Genomic DNA, 14,910 nt, shown 5'->3' with positions numbered 1-14,910 from the left:
TTATCTGGATCACTAATCGTTTACCCGCTGCGTAGAACGCGCAACAGGAACGGAATGAAGAACTACGGCGAATAGCGGATGTTCCAGTGAGCCGTGCCGAACCTGGCTCCTTACAGATTTTAAGTCACGCATGGCAAGTGTCAATTTTCAGATCGTCGGTTGTAAGGGCCATTCATGCGTCATCCGCAGCCGAAATACGCCGCGCGCGCGCCACGCTGCGATTAGCTCAGTGTTCCTTTACTTCCGCCTGCACATCCACAGTCGGCCAGCCGCCGCCTAGCGCCTTATAAAGCAACACCGTGTCGGACAGAATCAGTTGATGGTTGGCAAGCAGTTCCTGCTGCGCTTCCAGCAAGGTCCGTTCGGTTTCGAACACTTCCAGCTGCGACACCACGCCGAGGCGCAGTTGCGACTGGATCTGGTCGGCGACGATCTGCAGACGCGACACCTCCTGCTGCAATTCCAGCCGCTGCGCCTTGTGCGAATTCAGATTGACCAGCGCGTTTTCCACTTCCTCGAACGCGCCCATTACTGCCACGCGATACTGCTGCTCGGCGACCGTCGATTGCGCTTGCGTGACCTTCACATGAGCCCGCACGCCCGGATCGAGCAGCGGAATATTGATGCTGGGCATGAACCCGTAGGTGAACGACTTCAGCAAATCGGTCAGCGCGAAACTCGCCGTGCCCCCGTGCCCGGTGAGGTTGATGGTGGGCAGTTGCGCGAGCTTGGCCTGGCCGACCAGATCGTAGGCCTCCAGCACCCGGAACTCGGCGGCCACCACGTCGGGGCGCCGCGCAAGGAGTTGCGCGGGCAAGCCGTCGGGCACCACGGGCAGTTGCACGCGTTGCTGCAAATGTCCTTTCGGCAACTGGAACTCGCCCGCCGGCACGCCGAGCAGCGTGCATAGCGCGTTGTTCGCGTGATCGCGCGAGCGGCGCAGTTCGAGCAACTGGTTCGTCAAGCGGTTGATCTCGGCCTGCTGGCGCAATACCTGAGTTTGCGGAATGAGGCCGCTGCGGCGTTGGCCGTCGTAAATGGTGAGAATCTGCCGGTTCGTGACGAGCGTCAGTTGCTGCTGCTCGATCTGATCGTCGAATTGCAGGATCTGAAAGTAGGTGCTCGAAACGTTCGCCACCAGTTCCAGATAACCGGCGCGCCAATCCGCTTCGCTTGCGTGGAATTCGGCCTTTTGCGCCTGCACGCCCTTCTCAACTTTGCCCCAAATGTCGATGTCCCAGCTCACCTGCGTCGCGACGTTGTACTGTTTGGAAAACGTCTGGCCCGTACTCTTTTCGAAATCGGCGCCGCCGCCAAGGTCCATGGTCGGCAACGCGCCTGCTTTGGCCTCGCCGATCTGCGTGCTGGCCACGTCGATCCGCGCGGCCAGCACCTTGATATCGAAATTGCCTGCGATCGCTTTGGCGACCAGCGTGTCCAGATACGGATCGTGGAAGCCTTTCCACCAGTCCGGCTCAATGGTCGCGGCCGCCGATACCGGCGAGCCTTTCTGATCCGACCACGACGCTTTGGCGGGTGTATCCGGGCGCTTGTAGTCGGGCATGCTGACGTCGACACACGCACACAACGACAACGCGCAGGCCGTTGCCGCGCAGAGTCCGCGCAACGCCGCGGTTGTTAGTTTCGTACCCGCCGGCCGACGATCCACACAACGCCGCGCCGAAGCGTTAGGTACGCGCTGACGAACCACTGAATCAAGCAACGCTGACACGATTTTCTCCGATGACGCCGGCTACGCTGCACGAGAAGAACGCGCTGTTTTAAGTAAAGCATGTCCTGCCCGGCTTCACCATCGAAACGGGTCAGGAGGGTCGGCGCGGGGATCGAGCGGTGACGCTGGGGTCGTGTGGAAAGAACGATTGGATGCGAAATTTTTTTGACGCGTTGAGGGTTCGCGTCCCGCGGAGGCCTGAGCGCCTCCGCGGTGGCCTGCGCCGTTCAATACACGTTGATGTTGTTGCTCGAGCTCACATGCGGATCGATCGTGGTGGTCACGCCGGCGACGAACGCTGCGTTGTTGCCGTTGGCGTTCTGAATGTTCATCGTCGTGCTGATCAGTTGCGTGGCGTCGACGGTCTTGCTGTTGTTCGGCGCGTACACGGGCGTGAAGTTGAAAAACGACGACGACGGATAGCCGTAGCCGCCACGCACGGCGCTCATGGCCTTGCTGTCGAGTTGAGCGGTGATGGACAGGTCTTTGATCATCAGCGTGTTCATGGTAAATCTCCTGGAAGGGAAACAGCACAGTCTTGCGGTTGGGTTCGAGCATCTTGTCTGCTCGAGTGTCACTAATGCATGGGCTGTGCCAGTTTTTGTTTCCGATCCTAAGAAATCTTCTGAACGGCGATAGATAAAGGACTTCGGGGATGGTAGGCCGTTGGATGCAGCACGGCGACTAAAAAACGACCGGTTGAAGCTGGTGGATCGCAACCAACAACGCGCGCGACGGTGTTGGCTGCGACGTGACAGTGAAGCGGAGAACCCCCTGACCCGTTTCAACGCGCAATGACGGTGATCTTCTTCGAGTACACCGGCGGATTGTGCGGCATATGCATATCGTCGCCCAACAGCAGTTGCAACGTGTGCTTGCCGGGCGGCAGTTCAATCATGGTTTCCGTTTCACCCGCGCCGAAATGCAGATGGTTGCGGTCCGAGGGAATTTCCTGGTCCATCGGCGGCAGATCGGTATCGATCAGCAGATGGTGGTGCCCCGTGTTCGGATACTTGACGCCTTTCGGCGCCACGCCCATATAGCGCAAGCCGAACCACACCCGGAACGGTTTATTGGCCGGCACGACCTGCCCGTCGTTTGGATAGCCGATATAGAGGTGGGCGCCGGCCGGCGAGGGCGTCGTGCCGGCGAGGGCAAAATTCGGCGAGGCCAGTGACGCCAATGTCGCCAGTGCCACGAGCGCGATGATTCTGTACATGGTGGTCTCTCCGTCCTGACGGACCCGTTTTGAATGAACGGGACAACTAGTCTTTTAGTACGGTGATGGTGATTTTCTTCGAGTACACCGGCGGCACGTGAGGCACGTGGTTATGGTCGCCGAGAATGAGCTGCAAGGTGTGCTTGCCCGGCGGCAACTCGATGCGCGCGTCGGTCTCGCCCGCACCGAAATGCAGGTGATTGCGATCAGACGGAATCTCCTGGTCGAGCGGCGGCAGGTCGGTGTCGATCAACAGATGGTGATGCCCGGTGTTCGGGACCGCCACGCCCTTCGGGCAGACGCCCATGTTGCGCAGACCCATACGGACCCACAGCTTGCCGCCGTGAATCACCGCGCCATCCGACGGCCAAATGATGTATTCCTCGGCCCCGGGCGGCGAAGGCGTTTGTTCGGCAAGCGCGGCGTCAGGCAGTGACGCGATACCGAGCAGAAGGAAGAGCGAGGCGTACCAGACGGTGCGGAACGCTGCCAGCATCGGCTTCGGTCCATGACGGATAGCGAGCACGCCGGGTGTGAGGGTTCTTCGCATTGCGCACTCTCCCGAAGAATGGTCATAGCTGCCTCGGCTGCGCAGAGCGCAGGCCGGATGCTCCGGCTCGACGTCGCGGGCACTCGCATCGTTTCACGTGGCGGGTTTTCGTCGCGGGTTTACATTGATGAGCGTTGACGAACGTCGATGAGCGTCGATGAACGTCGATGAGCAGCGGCATTATTAAAACGGGCGTACCGCGCTACCTTGTGAATTAGCTTAGGACGTAACTTGCCAAAAAGATACGCCACGCTCGTTAACCGTATGACGCAATGACGATGCGCGGATGATTGTGACGCGCAAACTGCGTGCTATCGTTGTTCATAGGGTGTCGATGGAGAATCGATAGCGGTGTCGATGCCGCGGTCGTCGAAACCCTATGTTCTGTCCGGAACAAACAGGATACGAATATGTGGCGAACATTCCTGCTGGTGTGCATGGCCGGAGCGATTCAGGCGCATTGGGGCAGTGTTTATGCCGCGGCGCAACGTGACGGCATGGCGCCTGGTGCTTCCGCTCCCCATACGACGGCTGCGTTCATCGCGCCGCTCACCCTGCAACAGGACAATCCGCAGCCTGCGCGCATCGCGCTGGTGATCGGCAACGGCGCATACGGCCACCGCGCAGACGCGATTAACGATAATGCGCCGCGCGACGCTGAAGCCATGCGCGACACGCTGCAAGCGCACGGCTTCGACGTGATCATGCGCACCGATGCTACGCCGCAGCAAATGCGGCAGGCCATCGGCGAATTCGGTCAACGTCTGCAAGGCGGCGGCATCGGGCTCTTCTATTTCGCCGGACACGGTTTGCAAATCGGCCGACAGACGCTGCTCGTGCCTGCCGGACTCGACACGCGCGCGCCGGCGCGGCTGGTCAGCGAGGGCGTTGATTTGAATACCGTATTGCAGGCGATGCGCGCGCCGCGTGCCGACGCACTCAATCTCGTGATTCTCGATACGTGCCTGAACAACCCGTTCTCCCACGACGTATCGCTCGAACAATCCGCGTTGCCTGCTCATACGGTGATTGCTTATGCAACGGCGCCGGGAGGGTTTGCCGCGGACGGCTTGCGTCATGGCGTCTATACGAACACTTTGCTGCGCGTGCTCACCGACGCTTCTTCATCGCGCGATCTTGCGGGATTGTTTCAACGCGTCGCGACGAGGGTTAGCGAGGTTACAGGCGGTGAACAGACGCCGTGGATTGCGTCATCGCTTGCCAGGGACGCGAGCCTGAGCGAGCCGGTATCTCGCGGCGCTAGCGGTGACGATTCGATTGTCGCGCTGCACAGCAGAGGCATTCTGCCGAAGGACAGCAGCGAGCAATATGAAATCACCTTCTGGAATTCCATTAGGGACAGCAACTACCCCGGCGATTACGAGGCTTATTTGAAGGCCTATCCGAACGGCCGCTTCGCCACGCTCGCCCACGCACGTATCGATCGCCTGCGCGCCGCGGCATCGGCGAGCGCACCGTCTGCTTCGCCCGCTGTTGCACCGCCGGTTGCACCGTCGCCACAAGTCGCACGACCAACCCCACCCGCCAGCGCCGCGCCGCAAGAGCATCCGCATGCGGCAGCGCCGCCCGCTGCAACAACGGCCCTACCAGCCACGCCGGCAGTCACGCAGAAGCCCACGACGCATCCACCGAGCGCCGGCGAAAGCCGCGATTGCACCGCCTGCCCGATCATGATCGCGTTGCCTGCGGGCGCGTTCTCGATGGGCAGTAGCACCGACGACCCCTCCGAGAAACCTGTTCATCACGTGACCATCGGCGCGCCGTTCGCGATCGGCAAATACGAGGTGAGCGTCGAGCAATGGAACGCGTGCGTCGCCGCGAACGCCTGCCAGAAACTGACGCCCGACAGCAATACGAACAAAGCTGAGCCTGCACGCGACCTCAGTTGGGACGACGCGCAACAGTACGTGAAATGGCTCAGTAAAACGACCGGCAAACCGTACCGCCTTCCCACCGAAGCCGAATGGGAATATGCGGACCGTGGCGGCACCACGACGGCTTACTGGTGGGGCGATCAGATGCGCAAGGGCAACGCCAATTGCAAGGACTGCGGCGATCCCTGGCATAAGGAAGGACCCGAGACTGCCGGCTCCTTCGCACCGAACCCGGTCGGTTTGTACGACATGAACGGCAGCGTCTGGGAGTGGGTCGCCGACTGCTGGCACAACTCCTATCAGGGCGCGCCCGCCGACGGCCACGCGTGGGACAGTCCCGGCTGCGACATGCGGGTGATTCGCGGCGGTTCGTGGCGCGAAGGCGCAAGCTACATGCTGAGCGCGACGCGCTTCAAATACAGTGCGAGCGTGCGCCAGTCGCAGGATGGCTTCAGGGTGGTCAAGGATTTGAAGTGAGACCGGGCCGCGCGTCTCTTATGGCGTGCGCGGCTTGGTCGTGATCGGCGCGAAATCCGCGACGATATGGTCCTGACCGTATTTGCCGGCGATCTGCGCTAGTCGCGTATCCAATGCGTGCAGATAATCGGCACGTGATTCGCTTTCGGGCCGCGGCTTGTCGAATAGCTGCACCGGCGTGATCAGAAGCACCACCATCTCCGATCCAAACGGCTTCGAAATGATCCAGTCACCCGCGCTGCCGATGGTGGCCGTGTAGCGCGGGGGCGCCTGATTGTCTTTGGCGCGCGGGCTCGGCACCATGTGCACCACGCTGCCGTCGAGCTGGTAGTAATCGAGGTTCACGTACGAGTCGTAGGCGGGCGTCGTCACGTCGACGACCAGCGGATCGCCTTCGCTCAACTGGCCACCGGGCGGCCGTACATGCAGCGACGCAAAGTGGCCTGATTGCCAGTTGCGGGTCCAGTAGGGCGCGAGCGCTTTGACCGTGTCGCATTTGTCGTCGGCGAGCGGTTCGACCTGGAGCGTCAGCGTGTCGACGCCCGGCACTGCCGCCAGCGTATCTTTCAGATGCGCCGCGCCGTAGCGTTGCGAGACGTAGCCGCGTACCGTCAGCGAATGGTCTTGTGCAGAAGCGGACAGCGCCGAGCACGGCACTTGTGCGAGAACCGGCGCGACGGCGGCTAAGGTCAGCGCGGGTTTGGGCGCCGGAGGTGCAGGAGGTTGCCCCGGGGCGGATGCGACTGGCGCGGCAGTCGATGGCGACTCCGGCGCACTCGCTACCGCTGCAGCAGCACCAGGCGCCGCCGCCGAAGCCACTTGATCCGCTGACGCCTCCGAAGCCGCCGCAGCTTCCTGCGTGCCGTTTTGACGACTCGGTGCTGACCGTAGGGCAAACACAGCGACCGCCGCGGCACACACCACGGCGAAACCCGCGAACCCCGCCTTGACCAACGTACCCGACTTCTCCGCGCGCGCCTCGTTGTCGAACTCCGCGATGAAACGCACGACACTCGGCATGCGCGTATTGCGATCAAATGAAAGCGTGGCACGCAACGCGCGCCACTGTTTCGCATCGAGATTAGGAGGACGCTGCGGCTTGAAGTCCGAATTGCGGGCCTGCGTCGCCGACAATCGGTCGAACGGATGGTGGCCCGTCAACAACTCGTACGTAATGCAGCCGAGCGCGTAGATATCGTCGCGCGGATCCGGCTCGCGATGCTCGATCATCTCCGGGCTCGCATACGCGGGCGTCAACGCGCCGAGACTGCCGGGGTCGAACACGGTGGCGTCGCTCTCCTCCTCCGGCCGCTGGAACACGCGGGCGATGCCGAAGTCGATCACCTTCACTTCGGCATTCGTCGTGAGAAAGACGTTGGCGGGTTTGAAATCGCAATGGACGAAGCCGTGTTCGTGCGCGTAGGCCAGCGCATTGCACATGCCGCGCACAATCGGCAACGCGGCGCGCACCGGCATGCCCTGATAGCCCGGCGTGCGCAAGAGCTGGCTGAGCGGCTTGCCGGTAAGGTACTCCATCGTCAGATAGACGATCGGTCCGTCGCGATCGAAGTCGTACACCGTGATGATGTTGCGGTGCGCGAGCACTTGCGCCTTGCGCGCCTCGCGTTGCAGCGCGACGAGCGAATTCGGGTTGCCGCGGAACTGGACGTTGAGCACCTTGATCGCGACATAGGGTTTGCGATCCGACGCCTCGAGCTTGCGCATATCGAGCGCTTTGTACACCGTGCCCATCCCGCCCACGCCCAGGCATTCCTCGAGGACGAAGCGGTTGTTCAGCGTGTCGCCGGTGCCTTTGATCTGGTCATGGTCCGGCACGCCAGCGGCGCTTGCTGCGCTTGCCGAGCCTGGTCCGCTCACCGAGCGCACCGACGGTATCTCGACGGTGGTCTGGACGCCGGTTTCCTCGCCGCCGGCCGCCACGTTCGACACGCGCAACTGTTCGATGCGCCGCCGCACTTCGGCGTAGAGATCATCGGGCAAGGGGGATTTGCGATGCGCTACGCCGAGCATATCCAGCAGCTGCGTGGGACCGAGCCCTTCGGTCGTCAACGTGCTGTCGAGTTGAGCGACGAACTCGTCACGTGACAACTCGCCGATCTGATAGTCGCGAATCACATGCGCAAGGCTAGCCATTTGTGCGAAGCGCCCCCGCTGCCGTTGGGCCGGATCGCATGCGACCGGAGCCTTTCGGGCTGATAGAAAACCTGTCGTAACCAGTTACATGTGCCGCTTCGATACTAGCTCCCGACCCGCGCTTTCGCAAACCAGGAATGCCCCGCTGCGTGCGCTGCCGGCCAGTGTCTTGTGGTATCCAACAGAATCCGGTGCGTTGTTGGGTACGCGCCGTCAGCCGCCGATCGTCTGCGGGTGGCCGTACCGTAGCTCCGACGCGGCGATATGGCGCGAAAGCCTTGTGTATCAAGCCTCCACCAATTTTCTTAGGAGCCGCGAATAAAACTGGCACAGCCCATGCGTTAGTGACACTCGAGCAGACAAGATGCTCGAACCCAACCGCAAGACTGTGATATTCCCTTCCAGGAGATTTACCATGAACACGCTGATGATCAAAGATCTGTCCATCACCGAACAACTCGACAGCAAGGCCATGAGCGCCGTGCGCGGCGGCTACGGCTACCCCAGCACGTCGTACTTCAACTTCAGCCCGGTGGTCGCACCAAACAACAGCAAGAATGTCGACGCCACGCAGTTGATCAGCAACGAGATGAACATCCAGAGCGCCAACGGCAACAACGTTGCGTTCGCGGCAGGCCTCACTTCGTCGATCAACCCCTGCGTGACGTCGAGCAACAACATCCACGTCTAAAGCCTGATTCGGCGAAGCGGAGAGGCCCTCGGCAACCTCCGCTTCGCTCCGATCACGCCCGTCTTCCGCGCACCTTTGGAGAATCACCATGTCATCCCTCATGATTCGAGATTTGTCCCGCACCCGGGAGCTCGACCACCGCGCAATGTCGGCGGTGGTTGGCGGCACCGGCAGCAGCGTGCCCGGCCTGCCTTCGGTTGCCGGCCTTGAAGGCATCGCCAACGTCAACGTCTCGGTGAATCAGAATCTCAGCCAGATTCAAACCGTCAACGTTGCCGCCCTCAACAACATCGGTGTGATCGGCGCGGGCTTCGTGCCGTTGCATCTGAATGTCAGCCCGTCGCTGTGGGGCGCCAATTACGCCAACGTTTAACGGCGCGCGGTAGCGGAGGACTGGGGACTTCCCTACTGCTGCCTGTTCGCATCCGGCAGGCGATTTGCAGGCAGATTTCCTATACTGATAGTGCGATGAGACCGCTGTATACGTAAACGCACACCCGGGCCGCGACTGGAAAATCGCACCAGCCGCCGGCTCGATTGCATCCCTGGAGCCGCCATGGCAAAGCTTGTCATTAAAGACCTCACCGAGAGCGTCGAACTCGATCGGGAGGCAATGGCCGCCATTGTCGGCGGTGCGCGAATCGGTGCCAGGGCAAGCATCGCCATGCAGACCGTGCCGGTCTCCGCACGCGTCGTCGACTATCCGCCGGGTTTTCCCGCGGCGCATCAGCCCCTTACCGGTGTACCTGCCACCTTTGCACCACGCAATTCGCCGCGCAGCTAGACCCGGGCTCACAGACTCGCCGCGACGGCACGCACTTGACGCGCGTGCCGTTTTCATTTGATGCATTTGCGTTTGTTCCGCTTGCCATGCGCACGCGTGCGGGTCGTGCCGGTCATGCCGGCACACCGCATGGCGCGCTTCGAAACAGATCGATACCGGCATCGTCGACAGCCCTATCAAGAATGTCTTTCTTGTAGGACGCACGAGATGCCTGCAATTGGAAACATAAGCGGCCGCCACGCTTTCCCGGCAGCGGCCGACATGTTCGATTTACCTGGTGAATGTCCGTACGCAGCGACGTTTGCGACCTTGCGTTCACCTATGATGCTTAGGATGCCACGTAGTTTTATCTTGGAGACACGCAATGAAATTCATCGTGCAATGGAATGGTCTTCCGACTGCGGAAAACTCCGTCATCGAGCGCTTCATGAAAACCGGCGGCCAGGCGCCCGAAGGTGTCAAATTGCTGGGGCGCTGGCATGCGATCGGCGGATTGCATGGCTTTGCGGTCGTCGAGGCAGACGATTCGCGTGGGCTGGCGGCGCTGGCGCTCGAATGGGGCGACTTGCTGACAATGAGCATCTTCCCGGCGATGACGGACGAGGACCTCGGCGCGGCATTGGGCGCGCATCAGGCCGCGCGCAAGTAGGATGGTCATGACGCCCGGTCTCGACGCGCCTCTGCCTCTCCCTCCCCCCAACGGACAGCTCCTGCCGTTTCGCGAGTCGCTATTGGCGATGCTCGGCATCGCCTTCGTCTCGATGCTGGTCGCGCTCGATCAGACCATTGTCGGTACCGCGCTACCGCGAATCGTCGCCGATCTGAAGGGCTTCGATCTGTACGCGTGGGTCGCGACGGCTTACATGCTGGCTTCAGTGATCACCATTCCGATCTTTGGACGGCTGGGTGATCTGTTCGGCCGCAAGCCATTTCTGGTCGCCGCGATTCTGCTGTTTACCGGCGCGTCGGTATTGTGCGGGTTCGCCACCAGCATGCTATTTCTCGTGATTTCACGCGGTTTGCAGGGGATAGGCGGCGGCATACTGATCGGCACGGTGTTCGCCACCGTCGCCGATCTGTTCCCCAACCCGAAGCTGCGGCTACGCTGGCTCGTGTTCGTCACGTCCGCGTTCGGGGTTGCCAACATGGTCGGGCCGACGCTCGGCGGCATGCTCACCCAATACGGCGGCTGGCGGCTCGTGTTCTTCGTCAACGTGCCGGTCGGCGTCGTATCGCTCCTGTTCGTGCAGCGCTTTTTGCCGCCGCTGCGTCACTTGCGGCAAAAGGGCCCCGTGCGACTCGACTGGCTTGGCGCGTTTGTGATCGCAGTCACGTTCGGCGCGCTGCAATTATTGATCGAGCTACTTCCGAAGCACGGCGTCGACACGATGACAATCCTGCTGGCCGTCGTAGCGGCGAGTTTTGCACTGATATTGTGGCTATGGGAGCGGCGCATTGCGCATCCGATCGTGCCGGTGGATATGCTGTTGGACCGCAAGCTCTCCGCACTCTTCGCGATGTCGGTGCTTGGCGGTTTCGCGCTGTTTTCGCTGGTGTTTTATGTGCCGCTGCTGTTTCAGGGCGGCTATGCGATGTCCGCGCACGACTCCGGCATGCTGATCACGCCGCTGCTGCTCGGCACGACGGTTGGCAGCGTGGTGAACAATCGTATCGTCACACGGATTCGCCGCGCGAACGGCATCATGTATGTCGGTTTCGCGCTGTCCGCGCTGGCGTGTCTGAGCGTGATCGTGCTCAGAGGGACCGAGCCGCACCTGGTGTGGATGTCGTGCATGGGCGTCAGCGGTCTCGGGCTCGGTCTGGTGGCGACCAGCCTGACGGTGTGTTCGCAGCAGATCGTTGCGCGCGACCAGCTCGGCGCGGCGACTGCGCTGCTGCAATCGCTGCGTACGTTCGGTGGGATGCTCGGCACAGTGATTACTGGTGCGTTGCTTGGGCATCTTTATACGCAGGGTGTGCATCGGTCGCTTACCTCGTACCAGGCGACGCAGTGGTTCAAATCGTTTGCGAGCCCCGAGCTGCTGGTGGACCGCGCGGAGCAGGCGGCATTGATCAATCGTCTGGTGAGCGCCGGGCACGCGGGCGATGCGATGATGAATTCCGCACGGGATGCGCTCGTGCAGTCGATTCATATTGGCATTCTGGTGGCGGGCGCGGCGGCGTTGATTGGGTTGTGTCTTGCGTGGTTTGTGCCGCCGGTGCGGATTAGTTATCCGGAAGCGGAGTTGCTGGCTGGCGGCGGAGCGGCGCAAGCTGATGCGCTTCCGCCGCGGGGGGAGGCGCTTTGAGGGGTTTTATGGTCGGGCCTCCGTTTTTCTGCCTGCGTCTTGAGGTTTGGAGGCACTCACTTGTGCGGTTTGACACGTGTCTCGAGAAGCGATCTCGTGGTAAATGCACTCACATCGGAGATGCCGCCAAGCTACACCTTGGAATCCGGCCACGATCGAAATAGCCCGCAAATTAAGGCAGATTCGAAGAACCGTTCATACGAAATTCAGTCGAAAACCTTGACCCGAAGATTCTGATTTCTTACTATGAGCCTCGACGTTTGCGCAGCCACTAAGAACTTGTTCTCACCAAAAGCGCGCACATAAAAAAACCAAAGCTAAACATCGAGGTCTTTCGGGGCTCTTGCATGACAATGGATGAAGACATCGCGCACGTCGCGCGTGTAATGGCGCCGTCGCTGCGCGCCTTTCGTGGTGAACCTGTGCTGTCGCCGGCTTATTGGCGAAAACGGCTGCAACGCATACAGGATGAATTCCCCCTGAACCAATTGCAGATGTTCCAGATCGAGAATTTGCTTGGGGAGTTGGATCGGTTTGAGGCGGAAAGTCGATAAACGACATGCCGGTTCCCGAAGTCACGGTGTGCCGACGGCATGCCGGCACTGCTCACACGGCGCTTAAATCGAAATATATTCCCGCATACGGAATATCTGCTGCGGTCAAAATCGTCAAGCGTTTTCGTAGCAAGTCATCAAAGTCTTAAAGAACTTGTCCGCGCCGAAAGCATGATCGAACACATGACGCGAGTTCTGCCCCATCCGGCGGCATTCATCAATCGACAGTGCATTCAGCTCACGGGCCAGACATTCGCCCGTCAGTTCTCGCAGGATTACACCGTTGTAGCCATGAATCACCTGTTCTGGCAGAGAGCTTTCGCACGAAACCACCAGAACCTTGCCGGCGCGCATTGCTTCGATCGGCACCAACGCGAGGCCTTCCCAACGCGAAGGCACGACGATTACGTCCATCTGCTGCATCGCCCGGCGAGCGCCCCCAGGATCCATCCAGCCATGATGCGTCATACGTGATTCGTGCCCGCGCGCGTCGACGCCGCCTCTCACACTGACACCAAACACGTGAACGTGGATGTCTTCGTTCAACATTGAAACGGCATCGACTACAACGTCGAAGCCTTTTTGATAATCGAGACGGCCAAAATACCCCACCTGAATGGGTCGCGCGGTTGTCGCAAGCGGCTGGCCGCTGAGAGCATTCTGCTCGCGCGCTGCTTCAGATGAAATGCCGGTATAGAGAAGCTCGATCTTGTCCATGTCGATGCCGTACCTTCTCGCCGCTCTCACTTCATCGAAAGACATGCAGAGAATCCGGTTTGTTCGATGTGCAAGCAGACGTTCGACAAGCGCGAAACCAAGCGCAGTGAAGCGGGAAATGTCCTTCTTCATGAAAGACCACGCATGCGGCGTGTACAGAATTTTTTGCCCGTGCATACGATGCAGTCGGACATACACACCAGGATACGAACTATGGCAGTGCACGATGTCCGCGTTGATCTCATCGACCAGTTTCTTCACCCGACGCGCAATTCGAACGAAGCGCAGCGGATTGCGGCTCGACTCGTAGTTGGCGACAGTGACGCCGTCCAGTGCTAGTGGCAGGTTCGGGATATTTCCTGGATCGCAGATCAAGACGACCTCATGACCACGCGCGCGCTGCTCGACGATCAGCGAGGTGACATAGTTGGCAACCCCGCCGATCCATGTCTCGACGACATGAGCAATTTTCATCCCGAACCCCAAGTTTTATTTTGTTAAAGAACTGGTCTTTGATTTATTTACTGGTCACAACCACGCCGGGTCCCTCTTCGGGGTCATCCGGTGAATGCTCCGGTCGGCAGCACGGCCTGCGAACCTCTGCTCCGTTTAACTTCGAATAACATTTGTGCGCAGTACATGCCGACAATGTTTAAGCAGCAAACATGCCAACAAAAGGACGTGTATCAGCAATGACGTAAGACACCGTTTTCGCGCAGCACGACAACGCGGAGCACGCTTTCTGCGGCAGAGCAGTCAGTAAGCGCTCCCACTGCGAGAGAGACTCGTTACGTTACGTCCCGTAACGACACCCTCGAGATTAACAAAGTCATAACCTTCCGCTCTCTGCGCGGGGTCCCTTTACGCTCACTGCAAGCGATGATCGGGCTTTAATGGATTTCCAAGACCGGCAGGCATTTAACCAGATCATCGACTGCCTTGACCTGCGCAAGGAACGGCTCAAGCAGCGCCAGCGGCAGCGCGCTCGGCCCATCGCAACGAGCGGAATCCGGATCCGGATGTGCTTCGAGAAACAGGCCCGCAATACCCACCGCCATACCTGCTCGCGCCAAGTCTAGAACCTGCCGCCGACGGCCACCAGACGCAGATGCCAGTGCATCTCGGCATTGCAAGCTATGAGTAACGTCAAATATCACGGGGTGCCCGCCGGATGCTTCTGCCATCTGGCGAAATCCGAGCATATCGACCACGAGATTGTCATATCCAAACGAGCTGCCACGCTCGCAAAGAATGATCTGGTCGTTACCCGCCTCGACACATTTATTGGCGACGTGCCTGATCTGCGCCGGGCTCATGAACTGCGGCTTCTTCACGTTAATTGCCCGCCCCGTCCTGGCAATAGCGATCAACAGGTCCGTTTGGCGCGCAAGGAAAGCCGGGACCTGTAACACGTCCGCTATCTCCGCTACGCAAGACGCCTGCTCGATCTCGTGTACGTCGGTAACCACGGGCACATCAAAGCGGGCTTTTATCGCAGCCAGAATTTCCAGACCTGCGTGCAAACCTACGCCTCGATAGGAATGGATCGACGAACGATTCGCCTTGTCGAAGGAAGCCTTAAAGACAAACGGAACGTTCAGCCTCTTCGTCACTTTGACGAAGTGTTCACACGTACGAAGGGAGAGATCCAACGTTTCTATTACATTCAATCCGCCAAACAAAACGAAGGGGAGGTCATTTCCTGCTCTAACCTTATCGCTGATTCTGGTATGCATCATGTTCTTGACTATCCTGATTACAAAATTGTCGCGAAGCGCGTGTTACGGACTTCAATTTAAAAGCGATGATCATCCAGCCGCGTTGCCTC

At 60.0% G+C, this 14,910-nt stretch carries 14 protein-coding genes and 1 pseudogene; 8 read left to right on the top strand and 7 right to left on the bottom strand.

Annotated elements, in window-relative coordinates; genetic code table 11:
* Positions 1-226 precede the first annotated feature (226 nt).
* The 4 genes from B0G76_RS19790 to B0G76_RS19775 all read right to left on the bottom strand — a co-directional run bounded on the left by B0G76_RS19790 (position 227) and on the right by B0G76_RS19775 (position 3,501).
* Positions 227-1,669, bottom strand: a complete 1,443-nt coding sequence (locus B0G76_RS19790; protein WP_120294072.1) for an efflux transporter outer membrane subunit — start codon at positions 1,667-1,669, stop codon at positions 227-229.
* Between the two features lie 290 nt (positions 1,670-1,959).
* The gene (locus B0G76_RS19785) at positions 1,960-2,238 is read right to left on the bottom strand and encodes a hypothetical protein (RefSeq protein ID WP_120294071.1); all 279 of its coding nucleotides are present in this window, start codon (positions 2,236-2,238) and stop codon (positions 1,960-1,962) included.
* A gap of 278 nt (positions 2,239-2,516) precedes the next feature.
* Positions 2,517-2,951: a DUF4399 domain-containing protein gene (locus B0G76_RS19780; protein ID WP_120294070.1), complete on the bottom strand. Its 435-nt coding sequence runs from the start codon at positions 2,949-2,951 to the stop codon at positions 2,517-2,519.
* Positions 2,952-2,997: 46 nt separating this feature from the next.
* Positions 2,998-3,501: a DUF4399 domain-containing protein gene (locus tag B0G76_RS19775; protein WP_120294069.1), complete on the bottom strand. Its 504-nt coding sequence runs from the start codon at positions 3,499-3,501 to the stop codon at positions 2,998-3,000.
* Positions 3,502-3,911: 410 nt separating this feature from the next.
* Between B0G76_RS19775 and B0G76_RS44870 the strand changes: the two are divergent.
* Together B0G76_RS44870 and B0G76_RS44865 are read left to right on the top strand one after the other, a co-directional pair.
* Positions 3,912-4,718: pseudogene (locus tag B0G76_RS44870) on the top strand (caspase domain-containing protein); the annotation flags it as partial.
* 474 nt (positions 4,719-5,192) lie between these two features.
* Positions 5,193-5,873: a formylglycine-generating enzyme family protein gene (locus tag B0G76_RS44865; RefSeq protein WP_409076759.1), complete on the top strand. Its 681-nt coding sequence runs from the start codon at positions 5,193-5,195 to the stop codon at positions 5,871-5,873.
* Between the two features lie 18 nt (positions 5,874-5,891).
* Here B0G76_RS44865 and B0G76_RS19765 read toward each other — a convergent pair whose 3' ends face one another.
* A complete protein-coding gene (locus tag B0G76_RS19765; protein WP_120294067.1) occupies positions 5,892-8,027 on the bottom strand; it encodes a serine/threonine protein kinase in 2,136 nt (711 codons plus the stop codon).
* 415 nt (positions 8,028-8,442) lie between these two features.
* Here B0G76_RS19765 and B0G76_RS19760 point away from each other — a divergent pair, with 415 nt between their 5' ends.
* The 6 genes from B0G76_RS19760 to B0G76_RS19735 all read left to right on the top strand — a co-directional run bounded on the left by B0G76_RS19760 (position 8,443) and on the right by B0G76_RS19735 (position 12,365).
* Positions 8,443-8,718 (top strand): hypothetical protein, encoded by a 276-nt coding sequence (locus B0G76_RS19760; RefSeq protein ID WP_120294066.1) that lies wholly within the window; start codon positions 8,443-8,445, stop codon positions 8,716-8,718.
* Positions 8,719-8,806: 88 nt separating this feature from the next.
* A complete protein-coding gene (locus B0G76_RS19755; RefSeq protein WP_120294065.1) occupies positions 8,807-9,091 on the top strand; it encodes a hypothetical protein in 285 nt (94 codons plus the stop codon).
* A gap of 183 nt (positions 9,092-9,274) precedes the next feature.
* On the top strand, positions 9,275-9,502 hold the full coding sequence (locus B0G76_RS19750; RefSeq protein WP_120294064.1) for a hypothetical protein: 228 nt from the start codon (positions 9,275-9,277) through the stop codon (positions 9,500-9,502).
* A 364-nt stretch (positions 9,503-9,866) separates the two neighbouring features.
* On the top strand, positions 9,867-10,151 hold the full coding sequence (locus B0G76_RS19745) for a DUF3303 domain-containing protein (RefSeq protein ID WP_120294063.1): 285 nt from the start codon (positions 9,867-9,869) through the stop codon (positions 10,149-10,151).
* Positions 10,152-10,158: 7 nt separating this feature from the next.
* Complete coding sequence (locus B0G76_RS19740) at positions 10,159-11,811, top strand: MFS transporter (RefSeq protein ID WP_120296565.1); 1,653 nt, start codon at positions 10,159-10,161, stop codon at positions 11,809-11,811.
* A 353-nt stretch (positions 11,812-12,164) separates the two neighbouring features.
* Positions 12,165-12,365 (top strand): hypothetical protein, encoded by a 201-nt coding sequence (locus B0G76_RS19735; RefSeq protein WP_259460647.1) that lies wholly within the window; start codon positions 12,165-12,167, stop codon positions 12,363-12,365.
* Positions 12,366-12,479: 114 nt separating this feature from the next.
* Here the strand turns inward: B0G76_RS19735 and B0G76_RS19730 are convergent, their stop codons facing one another.
* Both B0G76_RS19730 and kdsA read right to left on the bottom strand, forming a co-directional pair.
* Complete coding sequence (locus B0G76_RS19730) at positions 12,480-13,568, bottom strand: glycosyltransferase (protein WP_259460646.1); 1,089 nt, start codon at positions 13,566-13,568, stop codon at positions 12,480-12,482.
* 404 nt (positions 13,569-13,972) lie between these two features.
* Positions 13,973-14,818, bottom strand: coding sequence for a 3-deoxy-8-phosphooctulonate synthase (kdsA, locus tag B0G76_RS19725; protein ID WP_120296563.1), 846 nt, complete (start codon positions 14,816-14,818; stop codon positions 13,973-13,975).
* Positions 14,819-14,910 lie beyond the last annotated feature (92 nt).

Origin of the sequence: Paraburkholderia sp. BL23I1N1, assembly GCF_003610295.1 — a bacterium.
Classification (GTDB): domain Bacteria; phylum Pseudomonadota; class Gammaproteobacteria; order Burkholderiales; family Burkholderiaceae; genus Paraburkholderia.
Note: the sequence above shows the minus strand (reverse complement) of the source record. Positions and strands in the feature narration are given on the sequence as shown.